Source organism: Paenarthrobacter sp. NyZ202, from assembly GCF_049860755.1.
Classification (GTDB): domain Bacteria; phylum Actinomycetota; class Actinomycetes; order Actinomycetales; family Micrococcaceae; genus Arthrobacter.
The window spans coordinates 2,466,768-2,484,061 of record NZ_CP187556.1 but is presented as its reverse complement, the minus strand read 5'-3'; the positions used below and the strand labels follow the sequence as shown (position 1 = coordinate 2,484,061).

At 62.4% G+C, this 17,294-nt stretch carries 20 protein-coding genes; 11 read left to right on the top strand and 9 right to left on the bottom strand.

All coding sequences use genetic code 11. From position 1 onward, the window contains the following. The first annotated feature begins 128 nt into the window (after positions 1-128). Positions 129-1,208 carry a quinone-dependent dihydroorotate dehydrogenase gene (locus ACPFL9_RS11490; protein WP_426002760.1) on the top strand — a complete coding sequence of 360 codons (1,080 nt, stop codon included), beginning with the start codon at positions 129-131 and terminating at the stop codon, positions 1,206-1,208. 78 nt (positions 1,209-1,286) lie between these two features. On the opposite strand, the gene ACPFL9_RS11485 is transcribed toward ACPFL9_RS11490, so the two are convergent. Together ACPFL9_RS11485 and ACPFL9_RS11480 are read right to left on the bottom strand one after the other, a co-directional pair. Next, positions 1,287-1,874, bottom strand: coding sequence for a DUF3043 domain-containing protein (locus ACPFL9_RS11485; protein ID WP_426002758.1), 588 nt, complete (start codon positions 1,872-1,874; stop codon positions 1,287-1,289). A 43-nt stretch (positions 1,875-1,917) separates the two neighbouring features. After that, a complete protein-coding gene (locus ACPFL9_RS11480) occupies positions 1,918-2,202 on the bottom strand; it encodes a helix-turn-helix domain-containing protein (RefSeq protein ID WP_426002756.1) in 285 nt (94 codons plus the stop codon). A 67-nt stretch (positions 2,203-2,269) separates the two neighbouring features. Between ACPFL9_RS11480 and map the strand changes: the two genes are divergently transcribed. The 6 genes from map (at position 2,270) to ACPFL9_RS11450 (ending at position 8,339) form a co-directional block, all read left to right on the top strand. Beyond that, a complete protein-coding gene (map, locus tag ACPFL9_RS11475; RefSeq protein ID WP_426002755.1) occupies positions 2,270-3,040 on the top strand; it encodes a type I methionyl aminopeptidase in 771 nt (256 codons plus the stop codon). Between the two features lie 66 nt (positions 3,041-3,106). Next, entirely contained in the window at positions 3,107-4,567 is a 1,461-nt protein-coding gene (locus ACPFL9_RS11470; protein ID WP_426002754.1) for a dipeptidase, read from the top strand. A gap of 195 nt (positions 4,568-4,762) precedes the next feature. After that, a complete protein-coding gene (locus tag ACPFL9_RS11465; protein ID WP_347107546.1) occupies positions 4,763-5,152 on the top strand; it encodes an iron-sulfur cluster assembly accessory protein in 390 nt (129 codons plus the stop codon). 184 nt (positions 5,153-5,336) lie between these two features. After that, entirely contained in the window at positions 5,337-6,209 is an 873-nt protein-coding gene (gene coxB / locus ACPFL9_RS11460; protein ID WP_426002753.1) for a cytochrome c oxidase subunit II, read from the top strand. A gap of 10 nt (positions 6,210-6,219) precedes the next feature. After that, positions 6,220-7,941 carry a cytochrome c oxidase subunit I gene (ctaD, locus tag ACPFL9_RS11455; RefSeq protein ID WP_426002752.1) on the top strand — a complete coding sequence of 574 codons (1,722 nt, stop codon included), beginning with the start codon at positions 6,220-6,222 and terminating at the stop codon, positions 7,939-7,941. Beyond that, the gene (locus ACPFL9_RS11450) at positions 7,938-8,339 is read left to right on the top strand and encodes a cytochrome c oxidase subunit 4 (protein WP_426002751.1); all 402 of its coding nucleotides are present in this window, start codon (positions 7,938-7,940) and stop codon (positions 8,337-8,339) included. Before ctaD ends, ACPFL9_RS11450 begins: the two co-directional genes overlap by 4 nt. 76 nt (positions 8,340-8,415) lie before the next feature. Here the strand turns inward: ACPFL9_RS11450 and ACPFL9_RS11445 are convergent, their stop codons facing one another. Then, positions 8,416-8,709: an HPr family phosphocarrier protein gene (locus ACPFL9_RS11445; protein ID WP_426002750.1), complete on the bottom strand. Its 294-nt coding sequence runs from the start codon at positions 8,707-8,709 to the stop codon at positions 8,416-8,418. A gap of 163 nt (positions 8,710-8,872) precedes the next feature. On the opposite strand from ACPFL9_RS11445, the gene ACPFL9_RS11440 reads away from it, so the two are divergent. Beyond that, complete coding sequence (locus ACPFL9_RS11440; protein WP_426002748.1) at positions 8,873-9,661, top strand: GntR family transcriptional regulator; 789 nt, start codon at positions 8,873-8,875, stop codon at positions 9,659-9,661. Positions 9,662-9,771: 110 nt separating this feature from the next. On the opposite strand, the gene ACPFL9_RS11435 is transcribed toward ACPFL9_RS11440, so the two are convergent. The 4 genes from ACPFL9_RS11435 to ACPFL9_RS11420 form a co-directional block, all read right to left on the bottom strand. Further along, the gene (locus ACPFL9_RS11435) at positions 9,772-11,451 is read right to left on the bottom strand and encodes a cytochrome b (protein ID WP_426002747.1); all 1,680 of its coding nucleotides are present in this window, start codon (positions 11,449-11,451) and stop codon (positions 9,772-9,774) included. After that, the gene (locus tag ACPFL9_RS11430; protein WP_426002746.1) at positions 11,429-12,499 is read right to left on the bottom strand and encodes a Rieske 2Fe-2S domain-containing protein; all 1,071 of its coding nucleotides are present in this window, start codon (positions 12,497-12,499) and stop codon (positions 11,429-11,431) included. The genes ACPFL9_RS11435 and ACPFL9_RS11430 overlap by 23 nt, the downstream gene beginning before the upstream one ends. Positions 12,500-12,596: 97 nt before the next feature. Continuing rightward, complete coding sequence (locus ACPFL9_RS11425) at positions 12,597-13,385, bottom strand: c-type cytochrome (RefSeq protein WP_426002745.1); 789 nt, start codon at positions 13,383-13,385, stop codon at positions 12,597-12,599. An 87-nt stretch (positions 13,386-13,472) separates the two neighbouring features. Continuing rightward, positions 13,473-14,147, bottom strand: a complete 675-nt coding sequence (locus ACPFL9_RS11420) for a cytochrome c oxidase subunit 3 (protein ID WP_426002744.1) — start codon at positions 14,145-14,147, stop codon at positions 13,473-13,475. A 112-nt stretch (positions 14,148-14,259) separates the two neighbouring features. On the opposite strand from ACPFL9_RS11420, the gene trpD reads away from it, so the two are divergent. Next, complete coding sequence (gene trpD / locus ACPFL9_RS11415) at positions 14,260-15,318, top strand: anthranilate phosphoribosyltransferase (protein WP_426002743.1); 1,059 nt, start codon at positions 14,260-14,262, stop codon at positions 15,316-15,318. 92 nt (positions 15,319-15,410) lie between these two features. On the opposite strand, the gene ACPFL9_RS11410 is transcribed toward trpD, so the two are convergent. Continuing rightward, the gene (locus tag ACPFL9_RS11410; protein ID WP_426007537.1) at positions 15,411-15,689 is read right to left on the bottom strand and encodes an Lrp/AsnC family transcriptional regulator; all 279 of its coding nucleotides are present in this window, start codon (positions 15,687-15,689) and stop codon (positions 15,411-15,413) included. Positions 15,690-15,762: 73 nt separating this feature from the next. Then, the gene (locus ACPFL9_RS11405; protein WP_426002742.1) at positions 15,763-16,152 is read right to left on the bottom strand and encodes a DUF3054 domain-containing protein; all 390 of its coding nucleotides are present in this window, start codon (positions 16,150-16,152) and stop codon (positions 15,763-15,765) included. Between the two features lie 150 nt (positions 16,153-16,302). Here ACPFL9_RS11405 and ACPFL9_RS11400 point away from each other — a divergent pair, with 150 nt between their 5' ends. Next, entirely contained in the window at positions 16,303-16,761 is a 459-nt protein-coding gene (locus ACPFL9_RS11400) for a VOC family protein (RefSeq protein ID WP_426002741.1), read from the top strand. A 79-nt stretch (positions 16,762-16,840) separates the two neighbouring features. Continuing rightward, a complete protein-coding gene (locus ACPFL9_RS11395; RefSeq protein ID WP_426002739.1) occupies positions 16,841-17,272 on the top strand; it encodes a VOC family protein in 432 nt (143 codons plus the stop codon). Positions 17,273-17,294 lie beyond the last annotated feature (22 nt).

The following is a 17,294-nucleotide window of genomic DNA, read 5'->3' as shown; positions in this document are numbered from 1 at the left end:
ATCAGCTTAGGCATAATCGGCCACAGCCCACCTGATCCTTGTCATCATGGTGTTCCCCGTGGCCTACACATAGCCGCACGCCAGGTCGCCGGTTTGGCGAGCAGTGGCAGAACCGGAAAACTAGGACCATGCGTGTTTACCCCACCTTTTTCAAACTGGCTTTCTCGTGGATGGATGCCGAGCAAGCACACAAGATAGGCTTCCAGGCGATCCGGGCCGCCAACCGTACCGGTGCCGGGCGGCTGCTGGCGAGGTTGACGGCGCCGAGCCCCGTGCTGCGGACCGAAGCATTGGGCCTGACCTTCCCATCGCCGTTTGGCCTGGCTGCCGGTTTCGACAAGGAAGGCCACGGCATCGAAGCCCTTACAGAATTGGGGTTCGGGCATGTTGAGGTGGGCACCATTACGGGTCAGGCCCAGCCGGGCAACGAAAAGCCACGCCTGTTCCGCCTGATCGAGGACCGCGCGGTCATCAACCGGATGGGCTTCAATAACGACGGCGCAGTTGCGGTTTCTCCCCGCCTGAAGTCGGCGAAGGCCGCTTTGCAGCGGCGGCACGCGGGAGTGCGGCCGGTCATCGGAGTGAATATCGGCAAGACCAAGGTGGTCGAGCTGGAAGACGCTGTGGAGGACTATCTGGTGAGCGCACGCAATCTCGCTCCCGCGGCGGATTACCTGGTGGTCAACGTCAGTTCTCCCAACACTCCCGGTCTGCGGCTGCTCCAGAACGTTGAAACGCTTCGGCCGCTCCTGCGGGCCGTCGGGGACGCTGCAGACGAAGCAGCCGGGCGGCACGTGCCCCTCCTGGTCAAGATAGCGCCCGACCTCAGCGATGAGGACATCGACGACGTCGCGCGCCTTGCGTTGGACCTGAAGCTTGACGGCATCATCGCCACCAATACAACCATCAGCAGGGACGGCCTGCTCTCCGACCAGGGGAAAGTTGAATCGCTGGGCGCTGGAGGCCTTTCGGGAGCACCCCTGAAGCGACGCTCGCTGGAGGTCCTGAAGCAGCTCAGGGCAGCAGTCGGCGACCAGCTGGTCCTGATTGCCGTAGGTGGTGTTGAAACTGCCCGCGATGTCCAGGACCGGTTGGATGCCGGCGCCACGCTCGTCCAGGGGTACACGGCCTTCCTTTACGAGGGACCTTTTTGGGCCTCCCGCATCAACAAGGGCCTGGTGAAGCTTCGTCGCAACCGGGCCGCGTGACCTAAGGCCCACCAAGAAAGCCCCGGACCGCCAGGTCCGGGGCTTTCTTGGTGGTCTTGGGAACCTTGCGGTTGGGGGCTACGAAGGGTACTGGCCGCGCTTGACCTGGGGCTTGGGCAGGCGGAGCTTGCGGAACTGCAGTGCGCGCATGCAGCCGTACCAGACCGTACCGCGCTCCACTTCTCCGAACTTTTCCCCCAGGCGCTTCTTAAGCTTGCGGGAGAGAATGAAAACGTCCACGAACACTGCCAGGAACATGATCCAGAAGCCCACCAGCACGTAGGTGATCTGTTCGCTGGTGGAGGGAACAACGAGGGAGATGATGACGAAGAGCAAGGCGCCGAACATCAGGTATTCGCCGAGGCTGAAGCGGGCGTCAACGTAGTCCCGGGTGAACCTCTTCTGCGGCCCTTTGTCCCTGAGCGGCAGGTACTTCTCGTCGCCGGTATCCAGGGCCTGGCGCATTTTTTGCCGCTGGTCCTGGATGGCAATGCGTTCGGCTTCCTTGGAAGCTTTCCGGTCTGTCGGAACGAGGGGCCGCTTGCGGGCGGCTTCCTGGTCCTTCCGCCTGGGCGTGGGAGTGCCCTTGCCGACAACCGGCTGCGTGGCCTGGGGCTGGTCTACTGCTGATTGAGCGCTGGGCTCTTCCTTTTTGCGTCCGAACACCACAACAGAATACCCGCAAGGGGGTGGCGCAGGTTACGCGGGGTCAGGAAGCGAGACGGGCATGCGTTGCGTGCGGCCCGGCGGGACCTGGGCTGATCTCTGTCCATACGGCGTCCAGTGAAAGGCCCAGGACGTCGGCGATGGCCGCGACGGTGGGAAACGACGGTGTTGCCACCCGGCCCGATTCGATTTTGCGGAGCGTCTCGGGTGAGACGTTGGCTTCGAGTGCGACTTCGAGCATGGAGCGCCCTGCCCTGGCATTGCGGAGGAGGGCTCCGAGCCGCTGTCCGCGTTCAACTTCATCCGGTGTCAAAGGCAACCTGACCATGGCCCCAATTATAGTACCGGGATAATATGGCCGGGATAGTTATTGGCCAGCGAGGAAGAAGCCATCCATGATTGAAATACTGTCGGCTGCCGAAATTTCCCGGGCCAGGCGGACGGGAGCCCTGGTTGCCGCCATCCTGCAAGCCTTGAAGCAGCAGAGCACTCCGGGCACAAATCTGCTGGACCTTGACCGCGCGGCGGCGGTCATGATCAAAGAGGCCGGTGCCGTGTCCTGCTATGTGGACTATGCGCCGTCTTTTGGGCGGGGGCCCTTTGGGCACTACATCTGCACGTCCGTCAACGACGCAGTGCTGCATGGGCTGCCCCACGACTACACCCTTGCCGCTGGTGACCTCGTGTCGCTGGACCTGGCGGTCTCCCTGGCAGGAGTCGCCGCAGACTCGGCCATCAGCTTCGTGGTGGGGGACCCGGCGTCCCCGGGCGGCGATCCCCTGATCGCCGCCACGGAAGAGGCGCTGCGCGCAGGCATAGCTGCTGCTGGACCCGGGGCACGCATTGGCGACATTTCCTACGCCATCGGCTCGGTCCTTACCCAGGCGGGCTATTCGGTCAATACCCAATACGGCGGCCACGGCATTGGTTCCACCATGCACCAGGACCCGCACGTACCCAACCTTGGGCGGCCGGGCCGTGGTTACAAGCTCCGCCCCGGGCTGCTGCTGGCCCTGGAGCCGTGGGTGATGGCGGACACCGATCAGTTGGTGACCGATCCCGACGGTTGGACGCTGCGCAGTGCGAGCGGCTGCCGGACGGCGCACAGCGAGCACACCGTGGCCATTACATCCGACGGGGTGGAAGTCCTTACGCTCCCGGAGTAGCGGGCTGCACGCGGCCGCAGGCCATCACGGCATACCGCACCGCAGCGCCGGTTGTAGAGTTTGGGCATGACTCCAGAGCATGCGGATACCCCGCATACACAGCAACAGAATCCAGGCGATACCCCGGCCGGTTCCTTGCACGACACAGTGCGTGCAGGGGAACTTGCCCGCGCGGTGGACAGCGCCTTCGACTCAACGCTTGCCACCCTGAAGGACCTGGTGGCCATACCGGGCATTGCCTGGTCGAGTTTCGATCCCGCGCACCTGGACCGTAGTGCCGAGGCCGTGGCTGCCCTGGCCCGCAAGAGCGGTATGGAAGACGTCAGGATCCTGCGGTGCAACAAAGCGGACGGTACCCCCGGTGGGCCTGCCGTCGTCGCGCGCCGTCCCGCCCGGGAAGGGCAGCCGACCATCCTGCTGTACGCCCACCACGACGTCCAGCCCCCGGGAGATGCTTCCCTGTGGCATTCGGAGCCGTTCGTTGCGGAAGAACGGGAGGGGCGTCTCTATGGCAGGGGAGCTGCCGACGACAAAGCCGGCATCATGGCTCACCTGGCTGCGTTTGGCGCGGTGTCTGAAGTCTTCGGTGATGCGTTCGGAACCGGGGTGACGTTCTTCTTCGAGGGTGAAGAGGAAGCCGGGTCGCCGACGTTCCGTGCTTTCCTCGAGGAGCACCGGGAGCTGCTTCGATCCGACGTCATCGTGGTGGCCGACTCCAGCAACTGGAAAGTCGGCGTACCGGCGCTGACAACCAGCCTGCGTGGCTTGGTGGACGGAACGTTTGAGGTCCGGGTCCTCGAGCACGCCGTGCATTCAGGCATGTTCGGCGGTCCCGTGCTGGACGCGCCAACCGTGCTGGCACGCCTGATTGCCACCCTGCACGACGACGACGGCAACGTTGCAGTCGCAGGGCTGGTTGCCCGGGATGACGTAGCGGTCGACCTCACCGAGGCGGAATACCGCGCCGATGCATCAGTGCTCGACGGCGTGAAGCTCGCCGGAAGCGGTTCCATCGCCTCCAGGCTCTGGACCAAACCCGCACTCTCGATCATTGGCATCGATGTTCCTGCGGTGGCGGTTGCGTCGAACACCTTGATTCCTGCTGCCAAGGCCAAATTCAGCATGCGCCTTGCGCCCGGCCAAGACCCGGACGCTGCCATGGAGGCCCTGCGGCTGCATGTCGAGTCCAACGTGCCCTTCGGTGCTGCTGTAACGTTCACGCCGGGGGAGCGGGGCGACGCTTTCTCCACCGATACATCGTCCGCGGCCGCCAAGGTGGCCTTGTGGGCGCTGGAAGAGGCATGGGGCGTGAAACCCGTGGAAATGGGAATCGGTGGGTCCATCCCCTTTATCGCGGACCTGACCGAGGTTTACCCGGACGTCAGTATTTTGGTCACCGGGGTGGAAGACCCGGACTCACGGGCCCACAGCGCCAACGAATCCCTGCACATCGGCGATTTCCGGAATGCGGTTCTCGCCGAGGCGCTGATGCTGGCCCGGCTCAACGCCGACGGACTGGAAGCCTGAGGCACTTCGCTCCGTGGGTAGGGTCCTGCCGGGCACTCCGGCCACGGGGAACAATCAAAAGCCGGGACTGGTTACGTCTGGAGTTATAGCTGGGCGTCTGCGCGACGTAGCATGGAGCTATAACCCGTACGTTATTGGGTCAGGGTAAGCGGCGTTCCGGCGCTGCTGCCGAAAGCGTCATAAGAAGGTAGGCCAATGAGCACTGCAACCAACGAAAACAGCACCGGAGCCCAGCTCGCCCCCAGCGACGAGCTTCCCACGCACGAGGTCAACCTGACCGACGTCGCAGCAGGCAAGGTCCGCAGCCTCCTGGAACAGGAAGGCCGCACCGACCTGCGGTTGCGCGTTGCAGTCCAGCCGGGCGGCTGCTCGGGCTTGATCTACCAGCTCTACTTTGACGAGCGCCTGCTGGACGGAGATGCCGTGCGTGACTACGACGGCGTCGAGGTGGTTGTCGACAAGATGAGCGTCCCGTACCTCAGTGGCGCAAGCATTGACTTCGAGGACACCATTTCGAAGCAGGGCTTCACCATCGACAACCCGAACGCCGGCGGGTCCTGCGCCTGTGGCGATTCGTTCCACTGACGGGAGCCTCCGCCTCATGTCGGCGCCTGGCACGGTGCGTCCCCGCGCATTCCGAGCCACGGCGCCGACATGTGCGCGAAAACCGCTTCATAGCGGTAAGCTCTACATCGGGTAGTAAAACTTTTTAGTGTGCCCGGTGGGCCTTTGGCCTGCCGGGAGACAGCAACAAGAGGAAGGGCCGTCTGTGAGTTCGCAGAACCGAACCGGCAGCCGACGCAAAAAGATCACCTCGATCACTGGCTTGGCACTAGCCGGCGCGTTGGTTTTGACCGGATGTTCACCAGAGGTAGAGAAGGGTTGGCTGCCTACAGAGCGCGGCACCACCAACCACACTGACCGGATCATGGACCTCTGGGTCAACTCATGGATCGCCGCCTTGGCAGTCGGTATCATCACGTGGGGCCTGCTGGTCTGGTGCATCATTGCCTACCGCCGCCGCAAGGGCACCACGGGTTTCCCCAAGCAGCTCAGCTACAACCTGCCGCTTGAAGTCTTTTACCTGACCATTCCGCTCTTCATGGTCCTGGTGTTCTTCTACTTCACGGACCAGGACCAGCGCGCGATCGATGACCGATCGCAGCCTGCCGACGTCGTTGTTGACGTCCGCGGCAAGCAGTGGGCCTGGGACTTCAACTACAAGAAGGGCGACGTCATCACGGAGGACGTCCACGAGGCCGGCGTCCAGGCGCACCTGACGGGTGCCGAAGTCGACCTTGAGCAGCTCCCCACCCTTTACCTGCCTGTCGGCAAGTCGGTTGACCTTGAGCTCAACTCCCGCGATGTCATCCACTCTTTCTGGGTTCCGGCGTTCCTCCAGAAGCGCGACATGATCCCCGGCAAGACGAACTACATCAGGTTCACGCCCACCAAGGAAGGCACCTTCGATGGCAAGTGTGCTGAACTCTGCGGTGAATACCACTCCGAAATGCTTTTCCGCGTAAAGGTTGTCTCCGAGTCTGAATTCCAGGCCCACATGGACAAGCTGCGCCAGGAAGGCAACACGGGCCTGCTCGGTGCGGAATATGACCGCAACCCGAACCTGAACGAAAACAAGTAAGGGAAGCGACGTGGCTACGTACACTCAAACCGCCGGAGTCCTCGAGACTCCCGTAGTTCCTAAATCCAAGGGGCGCATCGTCGTCAACTGGATTACCTCGACCGACCACAAAACGATCGGGTACATGTACCTGATTGCGTCGTTCGTGTTCTTCTGCCTTGGCGGCGTCATGGCGCTGCTGATCCGTGCTGAACTGTTTGAACCGGGCATGCAGATCCTGCAGACCAAGGAACAGTACAACCAGATGTTCACGATGCACGGCACCGTGATGCTGCTGATGTTCGCAACGCCGTTGTTTGCCGGCTTTGCGAACGTCATCATGCCGCTGCAGATCGGCGCCCCTGACGTTGCGTTCCCGCGCTTGAACGCACTGGCATTCTGGTTCTTCCTGTTTGGCTCCACCATCGCCGTTTCCGGCTTCATCACCCCGCAGGGTGCTGCTTCGTTCGGTTGGTTCGCCTACGCACCGCTGTCAAACACCACGTTCAGCCCCGGCGTTGGCGGTGACCTCTGGGTCTTCGGCCTGGCTCTGTCCGGCTTTGGCACCATCCTTGGCGCGGTGAACTTCATCACCACGATCATCTGCATGCGTGCCCCGGGCATGACCATGTGGCGCATGCCCATCTTCACCTGGAACACGCTGGTCACGGCCATCCTGGTTTTGATGGCCTTCCCGCCGCTGGCAGCAGCCCTGTTCGCCCTCGGTGCGGACCGCCGCTTTGGTGCCCACATCTTCGATCCCGAAAATGGCGGAGCCGTCCTCTGGCAGCACCTCTTCTGGTTCTTCGGCCACCCCGAGGTCTACATCATCGCGCTGCCGTTCTTCGGTATTGTCTCGGAGATCTTCCCGGTCTTCAGCCGCAAGCCGATCTTCGGTTACAAGGGCCTGGTCTACGCAACGATCGCCATCGCCGCTCTGTCCGTCACGGTATGGGCACACCACATGTACGTCACGGGCTCTGTCCTGCTGCCGTTCTTCGCCTTCATGACCATGCTGATCGCTGTTCCGACCGGCGTGAAGTTCTTCAACTGGATCGGCACCATGTGGCAGGGTTCGATCACCTTCGAAACCCCCATGCTGTGGAGCATCGGCTTCCTGGTGACCTTCCTCTTCGGTGGCCTCACGGGCATCATCCTTGCATCCCCGCCGCTTGACTTCCACGTCTCCGATTCCTACTTCGTTGTGGCCCACTTCCACTACGTGGTGTTCGGTACGGTCGTCTTCGCCATGTTCGCCGGCTTCTACTTCTGGTGGCCCAAGTGGACCGGAAAGATGCTGAACGAGCGCTTGGGCAAGATCCACTTCTGGCTCCTGTTCCTGGGTTTCCACGGCACGTTCCTTATCCAGCACTGGCTGGGCGTTGAAGGTATGCCCCGCCGTTACGCGGACTACATGCCGCAGGACAACTTCACGTGGATGAACCAGTTCTCCACCATCTCCTCCTTCGTCCTGGGTGCTTCGCTCCTGCCGTTCTTCTGGAACGTGTACATCACGTGGCGCAGCAACAAGAAGGTGGAAGTGGATGACCCGTGGGGCTTCGGTGCCTCGCTGGAGTGGGCTACGTCCTGCCCGCCGCCGCGCCACAACTTCACCTCCTTGCCCCGTATCCGCTCTGAGCGGCCGGCCCTGGACCTCCACCACCCGGAGCTGGCCCAGGTTCACACCGCCCAGTCCCCGGACCCGGCAGCAGTGCTGCTCGGTAACGCTGACCAGAAGGACGTCCGCAAGTGAAAATCGAATCGTGGCTCTTCGGAGCCGGAGTCTTCTTCTTCGTCCCCGTCGCCATCGCCTATGGGTTCCTGACCGAATGGGCTGAATGGGTCGGCATCCTGGGCATCCTGCTGGTCGGTGGACTCGCAGGCATGATCGGTGCCTACCTTGGCTTCACCGGGAAGCGCGTAGGCATGCGCCCGGAAGACCGCCCCGACGCTGAGATTCACGAAGGCGCCGGCGAGCAGGGGCACTTCAGTCCCTGGAGCTGGTGGCCGCTGGTTCTCGGCCTTGCCTGCGCCGGTGGCTTCCTGGGCCTGGCAGTAGGTTTCTGGGTAACCTACGTTGCCGGTGGCCTGGCCCTGGTTGCACTCGTTGGCTGGGTTTTCGAATACAGCCGCGGCGACCACGCCCACTAGCAGCAGCGTCAAATCAAAAGGGATGGGCCCCACCTTTCGGTGGGGCCCATCCCTTTTGTTGATTCAGCTTGCTGCTTCAGCGCCCCTGAGGGGCTTCCAGAACGGCTGAAAGCTGCTGGAGTACCCTCTGGGCCTCTTCGATGGTTTGATGCTCTTCAAGGGCCTCCAAAGGGACTTCCAGCAGGACTCCGCAGCCGTGGCCGAAGTCTTCGGTCATGACCTCCAGCAGAGATCCTGCATCGACCGCGTCACCGTCCACTTTCCGGATCGTTACGGCGAACCCTGCTTCATTGACTGCGCGGACGAAGGCTGCCGCAGCTCGGGCATGCAGTCCGATGTCTGCGGCAACAAAGGATTTCAACTCCGGCAAACCGGCTCCTCTAGTACGACGGTCGAGCCGTCCTTGATTTAATCCCTTCAAGCGTAGCGGCCTGCAAGCTTCCGTCGTAATAGCAGCTCCTACTGGTCTAGACCTCGGTCGGCTCTGTCCTAATCTTGATGTATGACCACCACGCCGCATGACGGGTCCTGCCATGGCTGAAGCAACAAGCATCGTGGGGGACATCGATCGTTCCAGCAACGTTCCGATCTACATCCAGCTCCGCGAGATCCTGCGGGCCTTCATCGCTGAGTCCTGCCCTCCGGGTTCGTCACTTCCCTCGGAGCGCGACCTGTCGCTCCGCTTTGGCCTCGCCCGAATGACCGTCCGCCAGGCCATTGATGCCCTGGTCGGCGAAGAAGTCATCGAGCGGGTCGTCGGGCTTGGGACCTTCGTCCGTAAGCCCAAGCTGGACCTTCAGGTAAAACTGACCTCCTACAGCGAGGAAATGCAACGCCGCGGAATGGTGCCTGCGGCCAAGGTACTGAGCTTCGAGCAAATCGCTGCGAGTGCCTTCCTGGCGCGCGAACTGCAGTTGGATGAGGGGACGCCATTGGTCCGCTTCCGGAGGCTTCTGCTGGCCGACAATGAACCCATGAGCGTGGATGAGAATTTCATTCCTGCGCACCGCGTTCCGGGGCTTCTGGACGAAGCCCCGCCGACGTCGCTGTACAACGTCCTCAGCGAACGGTTCGGGCTCGTCATGGAGTGGGGCGAAGACATGATCGAGGCCACCGCCGCCTCGCCTTCAACGGCACGGCTGCTGAACGTTGACGTAGGTTCCCCCTTGCTGAAGATCCAGCGGCACGCGTTTGTTGCCCGCGCCATGGTCGACTACTCGGTGTCCTACTATCGGGCCGACCGGTACAAGTTGTGGGTCCCGCTGCAGCGTCCAGGAGTGAGGCCAACACGCAACTACTCATCGGGTTACCGGAGCCAGTAGGACCTCAGGGGCAGCGCTCCAGGCTCACTTGCCCTTGGACGGGTTAAACGGGAAGGGCCCGGTGTTTGGATGAGATCCAAACACCGGGCCCTTCTTCTGCCTGGCGGTGCCTAGTGGCTGAGGGTCTTCTGGCTTTCGCCAGCCTCAACGGCCTCGTGGTGGCCGTGTCCGTGGGCGTGTGCCGCTTCCAGCTCCGCCGGGGTGGCGGGAGCGACGCGGTCCTCGAAGAACCACTTGGACAGTGCGGCCCGACGCTTCTCCTTGCGGGTGACGACGCCGTGCTCGTTCGGCTGTGCCGGGATCGGAGCCGGGGACTCGAAGCCAACAAGCTTGTAGCGCTTGTACTCGTCCAGCGGAGCGTGGACCTCGATGAACTCACCGTGGGGGAGCCGGACAATGCGACCGGTCTCACGGCCGTGGAGTGCGATCTCACGGTCCTTGCGCTGGAGAGCCAGGGCAATGCGCTTGGTGACAACGAACGCGATGACCGGGCCAATGAAGAACAAAGCCCGCAGCCAGTAAGTGACGTCGTTCAGGGACACATGGAAGTGCGTCGCGATGAGGTCGGAACCTGCAGCAGCCCACATCACGCAGTACCAGGTGAAACCTGCTACGCCAATCGCAGTACGCGTAGGAGCGTTGCGCGGACGGTCAAGCACGTGGTGCTCACGGTCATCCTTGGTTACCCAGCGCTCGATCCACGGGTACATGAACAGGACGGTGAAGATAATGCCTGCGGGAACCAGTGCCGGCAGGAGGACGTTCAGCGTCAGCGTGTAGCCGAAGATCACGTACTCGAAGTGGAAGTCGTTGATGACACCGGGCATGAGTCGCAAGGCGCCGTCGACGAAACCGATGTACCAGTCAGGCTGGGTACCTGCAGACACCGGGGAGGGGTCGTACGGTCCGTAGTTCCAGATCGGGTTGATGGTGAAGGCTGCAGCCATGAGGGCAACCACACCGAACACGATGAAGAAGAAGCCGCCGGCCTTCGCCGCGTAGACCGGGCCAAGGGGGTAGCCGACGACGTTGCCGTCATTGCGTCCCGGGCCGGGGTACTGGGTGTGCTTGTGAACAACAACCATGAAGAGGTGGATGACAATCATCAGCAGGATGAGGGCAGGCACCAGAAGGATGTGCAGCACGTAGAGGCGTCCAATGATGGCCGTACCCGGGAACTCGCCGCCAAAGAGGAAGAACGAGATGTAGGTGCCGATCACCGGGATGGACTTGATGACGCCGTCGATGATGCGCAGGCCGTTGCCGGACAGCAGGTCATCGGGGAGGGAGTAGCCGGTAAAGCCTGCTGCCATCGCCAGGATCAGCAGGACACCGCCCACAACCCAGTTCATTTCGCGCGGCTTGCGGAATGCGCCCGTGAAGAACACGCGCAGCATGTGCACACCGAGGGAAGCAACAAACAGGAGGGCTGCCCAGTGGTGGACCTGGCGCATGAAGAGGCCGCCGCGGACATCGAAGGAGATGTTCAGCGAAGAGCTGTAGGCCACGGACATTTCGACGTTGTACAACGGCGTGTAGGAACCCTGGTAGTGGGTTTCCGCCATCGACGGATCGAAGAAGAACGTCAGGAATGTACCCGACAGCAGCAGGATGACGAAGGAGTACAGCGCCACCTCACCGAACATGAATGACCAGTGGTCGGGAAAGACTTTGCGGCCGAACTCACGCAGGATGCCGGAGCCACCCACGCGCTGGTCAACAAAGTCAGTGAAACGTCCTACCTTGGTCTTCGCTACGAAGGGGGCTTCAGCTGTTGATGAGGCGCTCATGCTCGTCACGCTCCCAGTAACTCGGTCCTACAGGTTCTTTGAAGTCGCTGGTGGCGACCAGGTAGCCCTCTGCGTCAACTGCGATGGGCAGCTGGGGGAGCGGACGGCTTGCCGGTCCAAAGATGACCTTGCATTCCTGCGTGAGGTCGAACGTGGACTGGTGGCACGGGCACAGCAGGTGGTGCGTCTGCTGCTCGTACAGAGCGACAGGGCAACCAACGTGGGTGCAGATTTTGGAGTAGGCAACGATGCCGTTGTAACCCCAGTTTTCACGGCCCGGTGAAGGGTTCAGCGAGTTGGGGTCAAGGCGCATCAACAACACGACTGCCTTGGCTTTCTCGTTGAGCTTGCCTTCATGGAGCTCGTTCAGGCCTTCCGGAATGACGTGGAAGGCCGAACCGATGGTGACGTCCGAGGCCTTGATGGGGGTGCCATCAGGATCGCGGGTCAGGCGCTTGAGCTTGCCGCCCTCGGGTGCCCACATGGTGTGGGCAAGCTTGTCGTCCGGGCGGGGACCCAGGTCACCGAAGATGGCCAGCGCTGGCAGGGGGGCCAGGGCAACTGCGCCGAGAAGGGTGTTGCGGATCAGCGGACGGCGCTTGATACCGGTTTCCTCGACGATGTCGTCCACGATCCGGACTGCAGCCTGGCGGTCGTCCTCGGTACGGATTGCGTGGCGCTCTTCCGAGACCTCGTGATCGGGCATCAGGGCCTTGGCCCAGTGCACGATGCCGGTACCAATGCCCAGCATGGCGAAGGCCGTTCCCAGACCCAGAAGCAGGTTCTGCGTGCGGATGGTGGCGATGCTCGAGTCATCGCCAAGATCGATGGCGAAGTACGCCACCAGGAAGACCAGCGTTCCGATAACGGAAGTGCCAAACAGAATGGCTACCTGACGCTCGGCACGCTTTGCGGCTACCGGGTCCGTGTCAGCCAGGCGCAAACGATGCGGAGGAAGACCAGGATCCTGGAACTTCTCCACCTCATTCTGACCAGCCGTAGCTACGGTGCCCGAGTGGTTCGGACTGCCGTCACTATGGTTGCCCATAATTCGCCTCATCCTTCTCTCGTTGTCTCGGCCTTCGCCGAGTTAATGTTCAGTTCCAAACTGCTGACCGTGCAGCAGAAAATTTTGCCCGTCCGGACTAGGACGTACGGGACGTCAGCCAGATGGTGAAGGCGATGATGACACCGAGGCCGGCGACCCAGACAAACAGGCCTTCAGCAACAGGGCCCAGGGAGCCGAGGTCGGCACCGCCCGGAGAGCCGTTCGCTTCAATCGTCTTCAGGAAGGTGATGATGTCGCGCTTGTCTTCCGGGGTGACGTTGGAGTCGCTGAACACGGGCATGTTCTGCGGACCCGTGGCCATGGCTTCGTAGATGTGCTTGCCGGTGACATCGGCAAGGGCGGGAGCAAACTTGCCGCGGGTCAGTGCACCGCCGGCGGCTGCTGCGTTGTGGCACATGGCGCAGTTGACCCGGAAGAGCTCGCCACCGTTGGCTGCATCTCCCTTTTCGTCCAGGAGGTGCTCTTCCGGAATGGCCGGACCCGCGCCGAGGGATGCAACATAGGCGGACAGTTGCGTGGTCTGCTCTTCGTTGAACTGGAGGGGCTTCTTCTGGGCCTGCGGGCCATTCATCTGCATGGGCATACGGCCGGTGCCAACCTGGAAGTCAACAGCAGCGGCACCAACGCCGACCAGCGAGGGCCCGTCCTGGGTTCCGCTGGCACCCATGCCGTGGCAAGTGGCGCAGTTGGCGGCAAAGAGCTTGCCGCCTTCTTCTACGTCGCTGGCGCTGTAGCTGGTGGTGTCGGCCTTGGCCTGGTTGACAGATGTGGCAACGGCGTAAAGCCCACCAGTGAGGAGGAGGCCCATCAGCAGCAGCGCTATGGCTGCCAGTGGGTGACGTCGCTTCTGCGAGAGTGCCTTCACGTGGTGGTTCCTTTATTCGATCCTGCGTCGGCTCCGTGAGCCGCTTCTTGAAATTCTGCCTCTTGTAGAAAAAGAGTCAAAGCCGGGCTACTTGAGGACGTAGATGACCAGGAAGAGGCCGATCCACACGACGTCGACGAAGTGCCAGTAGTACGAGGTGACGATCGCGGAGGTGGCTTCAAAGTGCCCGAACTTCTTGGCAGCAAAGGCGCGGCCGATGATGAAGAGGAATGCGATCAGGCCGCCGAGGACGTGGAGGCCGTGGAAGCCCGTGGTCATGTAGAAGGCAGAACCGTACGCATTGGACGACAGGGAAACGTGCTCGGAGACGAGCATCGCGTATTCGGTGGTCTGGCCGGCTACGAAGAAAGCGCCCATGATGAACGTAAGGATGAACCATTCGTTCATGCCCCAGCGGCTGATCTGCAGCGGACCGCCCGTGCGGCGCGGTTCAAGCCTCTCGGCGGCGAAGACGCCCATCTGGCAAGTGAATGAACTTGCCACGAGGACGATCGTGTTGACGAGCGCAAACGGGAAGTTGAGCTTGGCCGTCTCCTCGGCCCACATCACTCCGGAGGTGGAGCGCAGGGTGAAGTACATGGCAAAGAGGCCGGCGAAGAACATCAACTCACTGGACAGCCAAACTACGGTTCCAACAGAAACCAGATTAGGGCGGTTCAGCGTCGGGTGCGCCGGGGTACTGGGGGCATGGGTCGCAGATGTCACAAGGACATTATGTCTGTAAAAGTCCAGAGTTCCCAATGCAAACCACCGATTCGGGAGACTTTTTCTACAAAGACGCGAAATCGCGCGGAAAAGTTCCCGGTCCGGTTCACATTGGTCAGGGGCGCGGCTCGGTCGATAGCATCAGGAGGTGACTTCTCCGGCATCGGCACCTGTGGCCAGCAATACCTGGCCTGGCCTCATCTCTGCACTCATCGACGGCGACGATCTCGCGGCCGCCAATACGGAGTGGGCCATGAATACCATCATGGCCGGCGATGCGACGCCTGCCCAGATCGCAGGTTTCCTTGTCGCGCTCCGGGCCAAGGGTGAAACCGTGGAGGAACTCGCCGGGCTGGTGGCTGCCATGCTTCGGAACGCCAATGAGATTTCCATCACGGGCGAGAAGCTGGACATCGTGGGAACGGGTGGGGACCGCCTCAATACGGTCAACATCTCCACCATGGCGTCGCTGGTTGCTGCCGGAGCCGGTGCCAAGGTGGTCAAGCACGGCAACAGGGCCGCCTCGTCCACTTCCGGATCGGCCGATGTGCTGGAAGCACTTGGCGTCCGCCTGGACCTGACCATTGAGCAGGTCGCGCGGAACGCCGAAGAGGCCGGAATCACGTTCTGCTTTGCCCAGGTATTCCACCCGTCGTTCCGCCATACGGCCGTGCCTCGGCGGGAGCTTGCTGTTCCCACCGCCTTCAACTTCCTGGGTCCCATGACCAATCCCGCGCATGTCCAGGCGTCAGCCGTGGGTGTGGCCAATGCACGCATGGCTCCCTTGGTGGCCGGTGTCCTCGCACGCCGCGGCAGCCGGGGCCTGGTGTTCCGTGGTGATGACGGTTTGGACGAGTTGACGCCTACCGGACCTTCCACTGTCTGGGAAATCCGCGACGGCGCTGTGACCGAGCAGGTGTTCTCGCCCGCGGAACTCGGCATCGCGCCCTCAACGGTGGCTGACCTGCGGGGAGGAGATGCTGCTGCCAACGCCGCAGTCGTCAGGGAAATCCTCGACGGGAAGACCGGACCGGTGCGGGACGCCGTGCTCCTGAATGCAGCCGCAGGCCTCGTGGCCGCTGACCTCACGGCGGAAGGCCCGTTGCTGGGGAGGATGCAGGCGGCGTATGCCAAGGCTGCCGACGCCGTCGACTCCGGGAAGGCGGCTGCCGTCCTTCAAAAGTGGACGGCCCTGAGTCGTAGCTAGTGCCCGCAGCCAACCGGGCGCAGCCAACGGGCCGTAGGCCACCGTCCGCAGGCCGGGCCGTCGCCATGGGGCGGCGTCGTGGGGGTGCCGGCTTATTCGAAGCCCAGGGCGAAGGCGGCGTCCAGGTCATGCTGCGAGTAAGCCCGGAAGGCGATATGCGTGGTGGTGTGAACCACTGAAGGTACTTTTGAGAGACGGTCGGCGATGACGTCTGCCAGGTCTTCGTGCTGCGTGACCCTGGCCACCGCGATGAGGTCCCATTCCCCCGTGACGGAGTAGACCTCGCTGATGCCCTGGATCGCCGAGATCTGCTCGGCCGTTTCCGGTATGCGCGACGCATCGGTCTTGATCAGGACGAAAGCAGTGATCAACGTGGGGCCTTTCGTGAAAAGCGTCATTGCGGACGCTCTTTAGCCTAGTGCATGGGGGTGGCGGCAGGCCCTTTCACGCCCGGCGTTGCCGTTGCCGGCGGCCCCGTCTGATCAGGGCAGCCACGGCCCGGAAGCCCAGGAGGAAGACGCCGAGGCTCAGGAGGGCCACGATGACGAACGGCACCACTACTGTCTGTCCGGTGATCGCCCGCAGCGCCATTCCCACAGCGACAGTGACGAGCCATACGCCCACGCCGGACGGCCACAGAGCCAACGGCTGCCGCCAGACGCGAAGGAGCAGCCACGCCGCTGCCGCGCCGGCCAGGAAAGGCCAAGCTGTGGCGAAAGCGCCCGTGATGATGTCACCCCGCGCGTGGGCGTCGCGGCCTACGCCTGCGAAGACGAGAATCAGGACGAGGTCGCCGATGGCAGCCGGGACCCAGGTGCGTGGTGTGGATTGCATGGTTTCGAGGTTATCCTCCCTCGCCCCGCGCAGGCGAAGCGTCGATCGGAACCGGGCGTACCGCCGTCGGGCGTTGTGTGCGGGAACCCACGCGACTAGCCTCGGACGGGGGACGTCCGGTTCCCTCCATCAAACTGTGGAAGGTGGCTCGTGCAGAAGATTTCTACCTGTTTGTGGTTCGACGGACAGGCCGCTGAAGCGGCCGGCTTCTATACATCGATTTTCGACAACTCGGCCATCCTCGGTTCCATGCCAGGGCCGGACGGATCTCCCATGACCGTTGAATTTGAAGTCGAAGGCCGGCAGTTCATGGCCCTCAACGGCGGGCCTGCCTTCTCCTTCACCGAAGCGGTGTCGCTGGTAGTGAACTGCGCATCGCAGGACGAGGTTGACCGTTATTGGGATGCGCTGCTTGAGGGCGGGGGAGAGGAGAGCCAGTGCGGATGGCTGAAGGACAAATACGGATTGTCCTGGCAGATTGTTCCCACGGCCCTCCCGCAGCTGTTGAACGGTCCGGACCCCGAAGGCTCAAGGCGGGCCATGGAAGCGATGCTGACGATGCGGAAACTGGACGTGAACGTTTTGCAAAAGGCTTACGACGGCGGCTAACGGCTTCGCGGGGCATGGCACCGCGACGTGCTGGCACGACAGCGGCGGTACAACAACGAAACAACCCTAAGGAGAAGTCATGACAATCAGGCTCAACCCCTACATTTCCTTCCGGGACAATGCCAGGGACGCCATCAACTTTTACGAATCGGTGTTCGGCGGGGAACTCACGCTGAGCACGTTCGGCGATTTCCAGGTCAGCGACGATCCCGCCGAAGCGGACAAGGTCATGCATTCCATGCTCGTGGCTCCAAGCGGACTGACCATTATGGCTGCCGATACGCCAAACGGCATGGATTACAACCCTGGCAACAACATGTCGGTCTCACTCAGCGGTGAGTCGGCTGACGAAGCCGAACTGCGCGGCTACTGGGACAAGCTTTCCGACGGCGGGACGGTCACCATGCCGCTGGAGCAGGCGCCGTGGGGCGACAGCTTTGGCATGTGCGTCGACAAATTCGGCATCGCATGGATGGTCAATATCGCGGGGGACCACCAGGCCCAGCAGTAGGGTCAACGCCCGGATGCCCCGC

What these genes read in the sequence shown, in the direction of transcription:
- ACPFL9_RS11490 (WP_426002760.1), top strand. Translation starts at nt 129, where the DNA reads ATGCGTGTTTACCCCACCTTTTTCAAACTGGCTTTCTCGTGGATGGAT.
- ACPFL9_RS11480 (WP_426002756.1), bottom strand. Translation starts at nt 2,202, where the DNA reads ATGGTCAGGTTGCCTTTGACACCGGATGAAGTTGAACGCGGACAGCGG.
- map (WP_426002755.1), top strand. Translation starts at nt 2,270, where the DNA reads ATGATTGAAATACTGTCGGCTGCCGAAATTTCCCGGGCCAGGCGGACG.
- ACPFL9_RS11470 (WP_426002754.1), top strand. Translation starts at nt 3,107, where the DNA reads ATGACTCCAGAGCATGCGGATACCCCGCATACACAGCAACAGAATCCA.
- ACPFL9_RS11465 (WP_347107546.1), top strand. Translation starts at nt 4,763, where the DNA reads ATGAGCACTGCAACCAACGAAAACAGCACCGGAGCCCAGCTCGCCCCC.
- ACPFL9_RS11440 (WP_426002748.1), top strand. Translation starts at nt 8,873, where the DNA reads ATGGCTGAAGCAACAAGCATCGTGGGGGACATCGATCGTTCCAGCAAC.
- ACPFL9_RS11435 (WP_426002747.1), bottom strand. Translation starts at nt 11,451, where the DNA reads ATGAGCGCCTCATCAACAGCTGAAGCCCCCTTCGTAGCGAAGACCAAG.
- ACPFL9_RS11430 (WP_426002746.1), bottom strand. Translation starts at nt 12,499, where the DNA reads ATGGGCAACCATAGTGACGGCAGTCCGAACCACTCGGGCACCGTAGCT.
- ACPFL9_RS11405 (WP_426002742.1), bottom strand. Translation starts at nt 16,152, where the DNA reads ATGCAATCCACACCACGCACCTGGGTCCCGGCTGCCATCGGCGACCTC.
- ACPFL9_RS11395 (WP_426002739.1), top strand. Translation starts at nt 16,841, where the DNA reads ATGACAATCAGGCTCAACCCCTACATTTCCTTCCGGGACAATGCCAGG.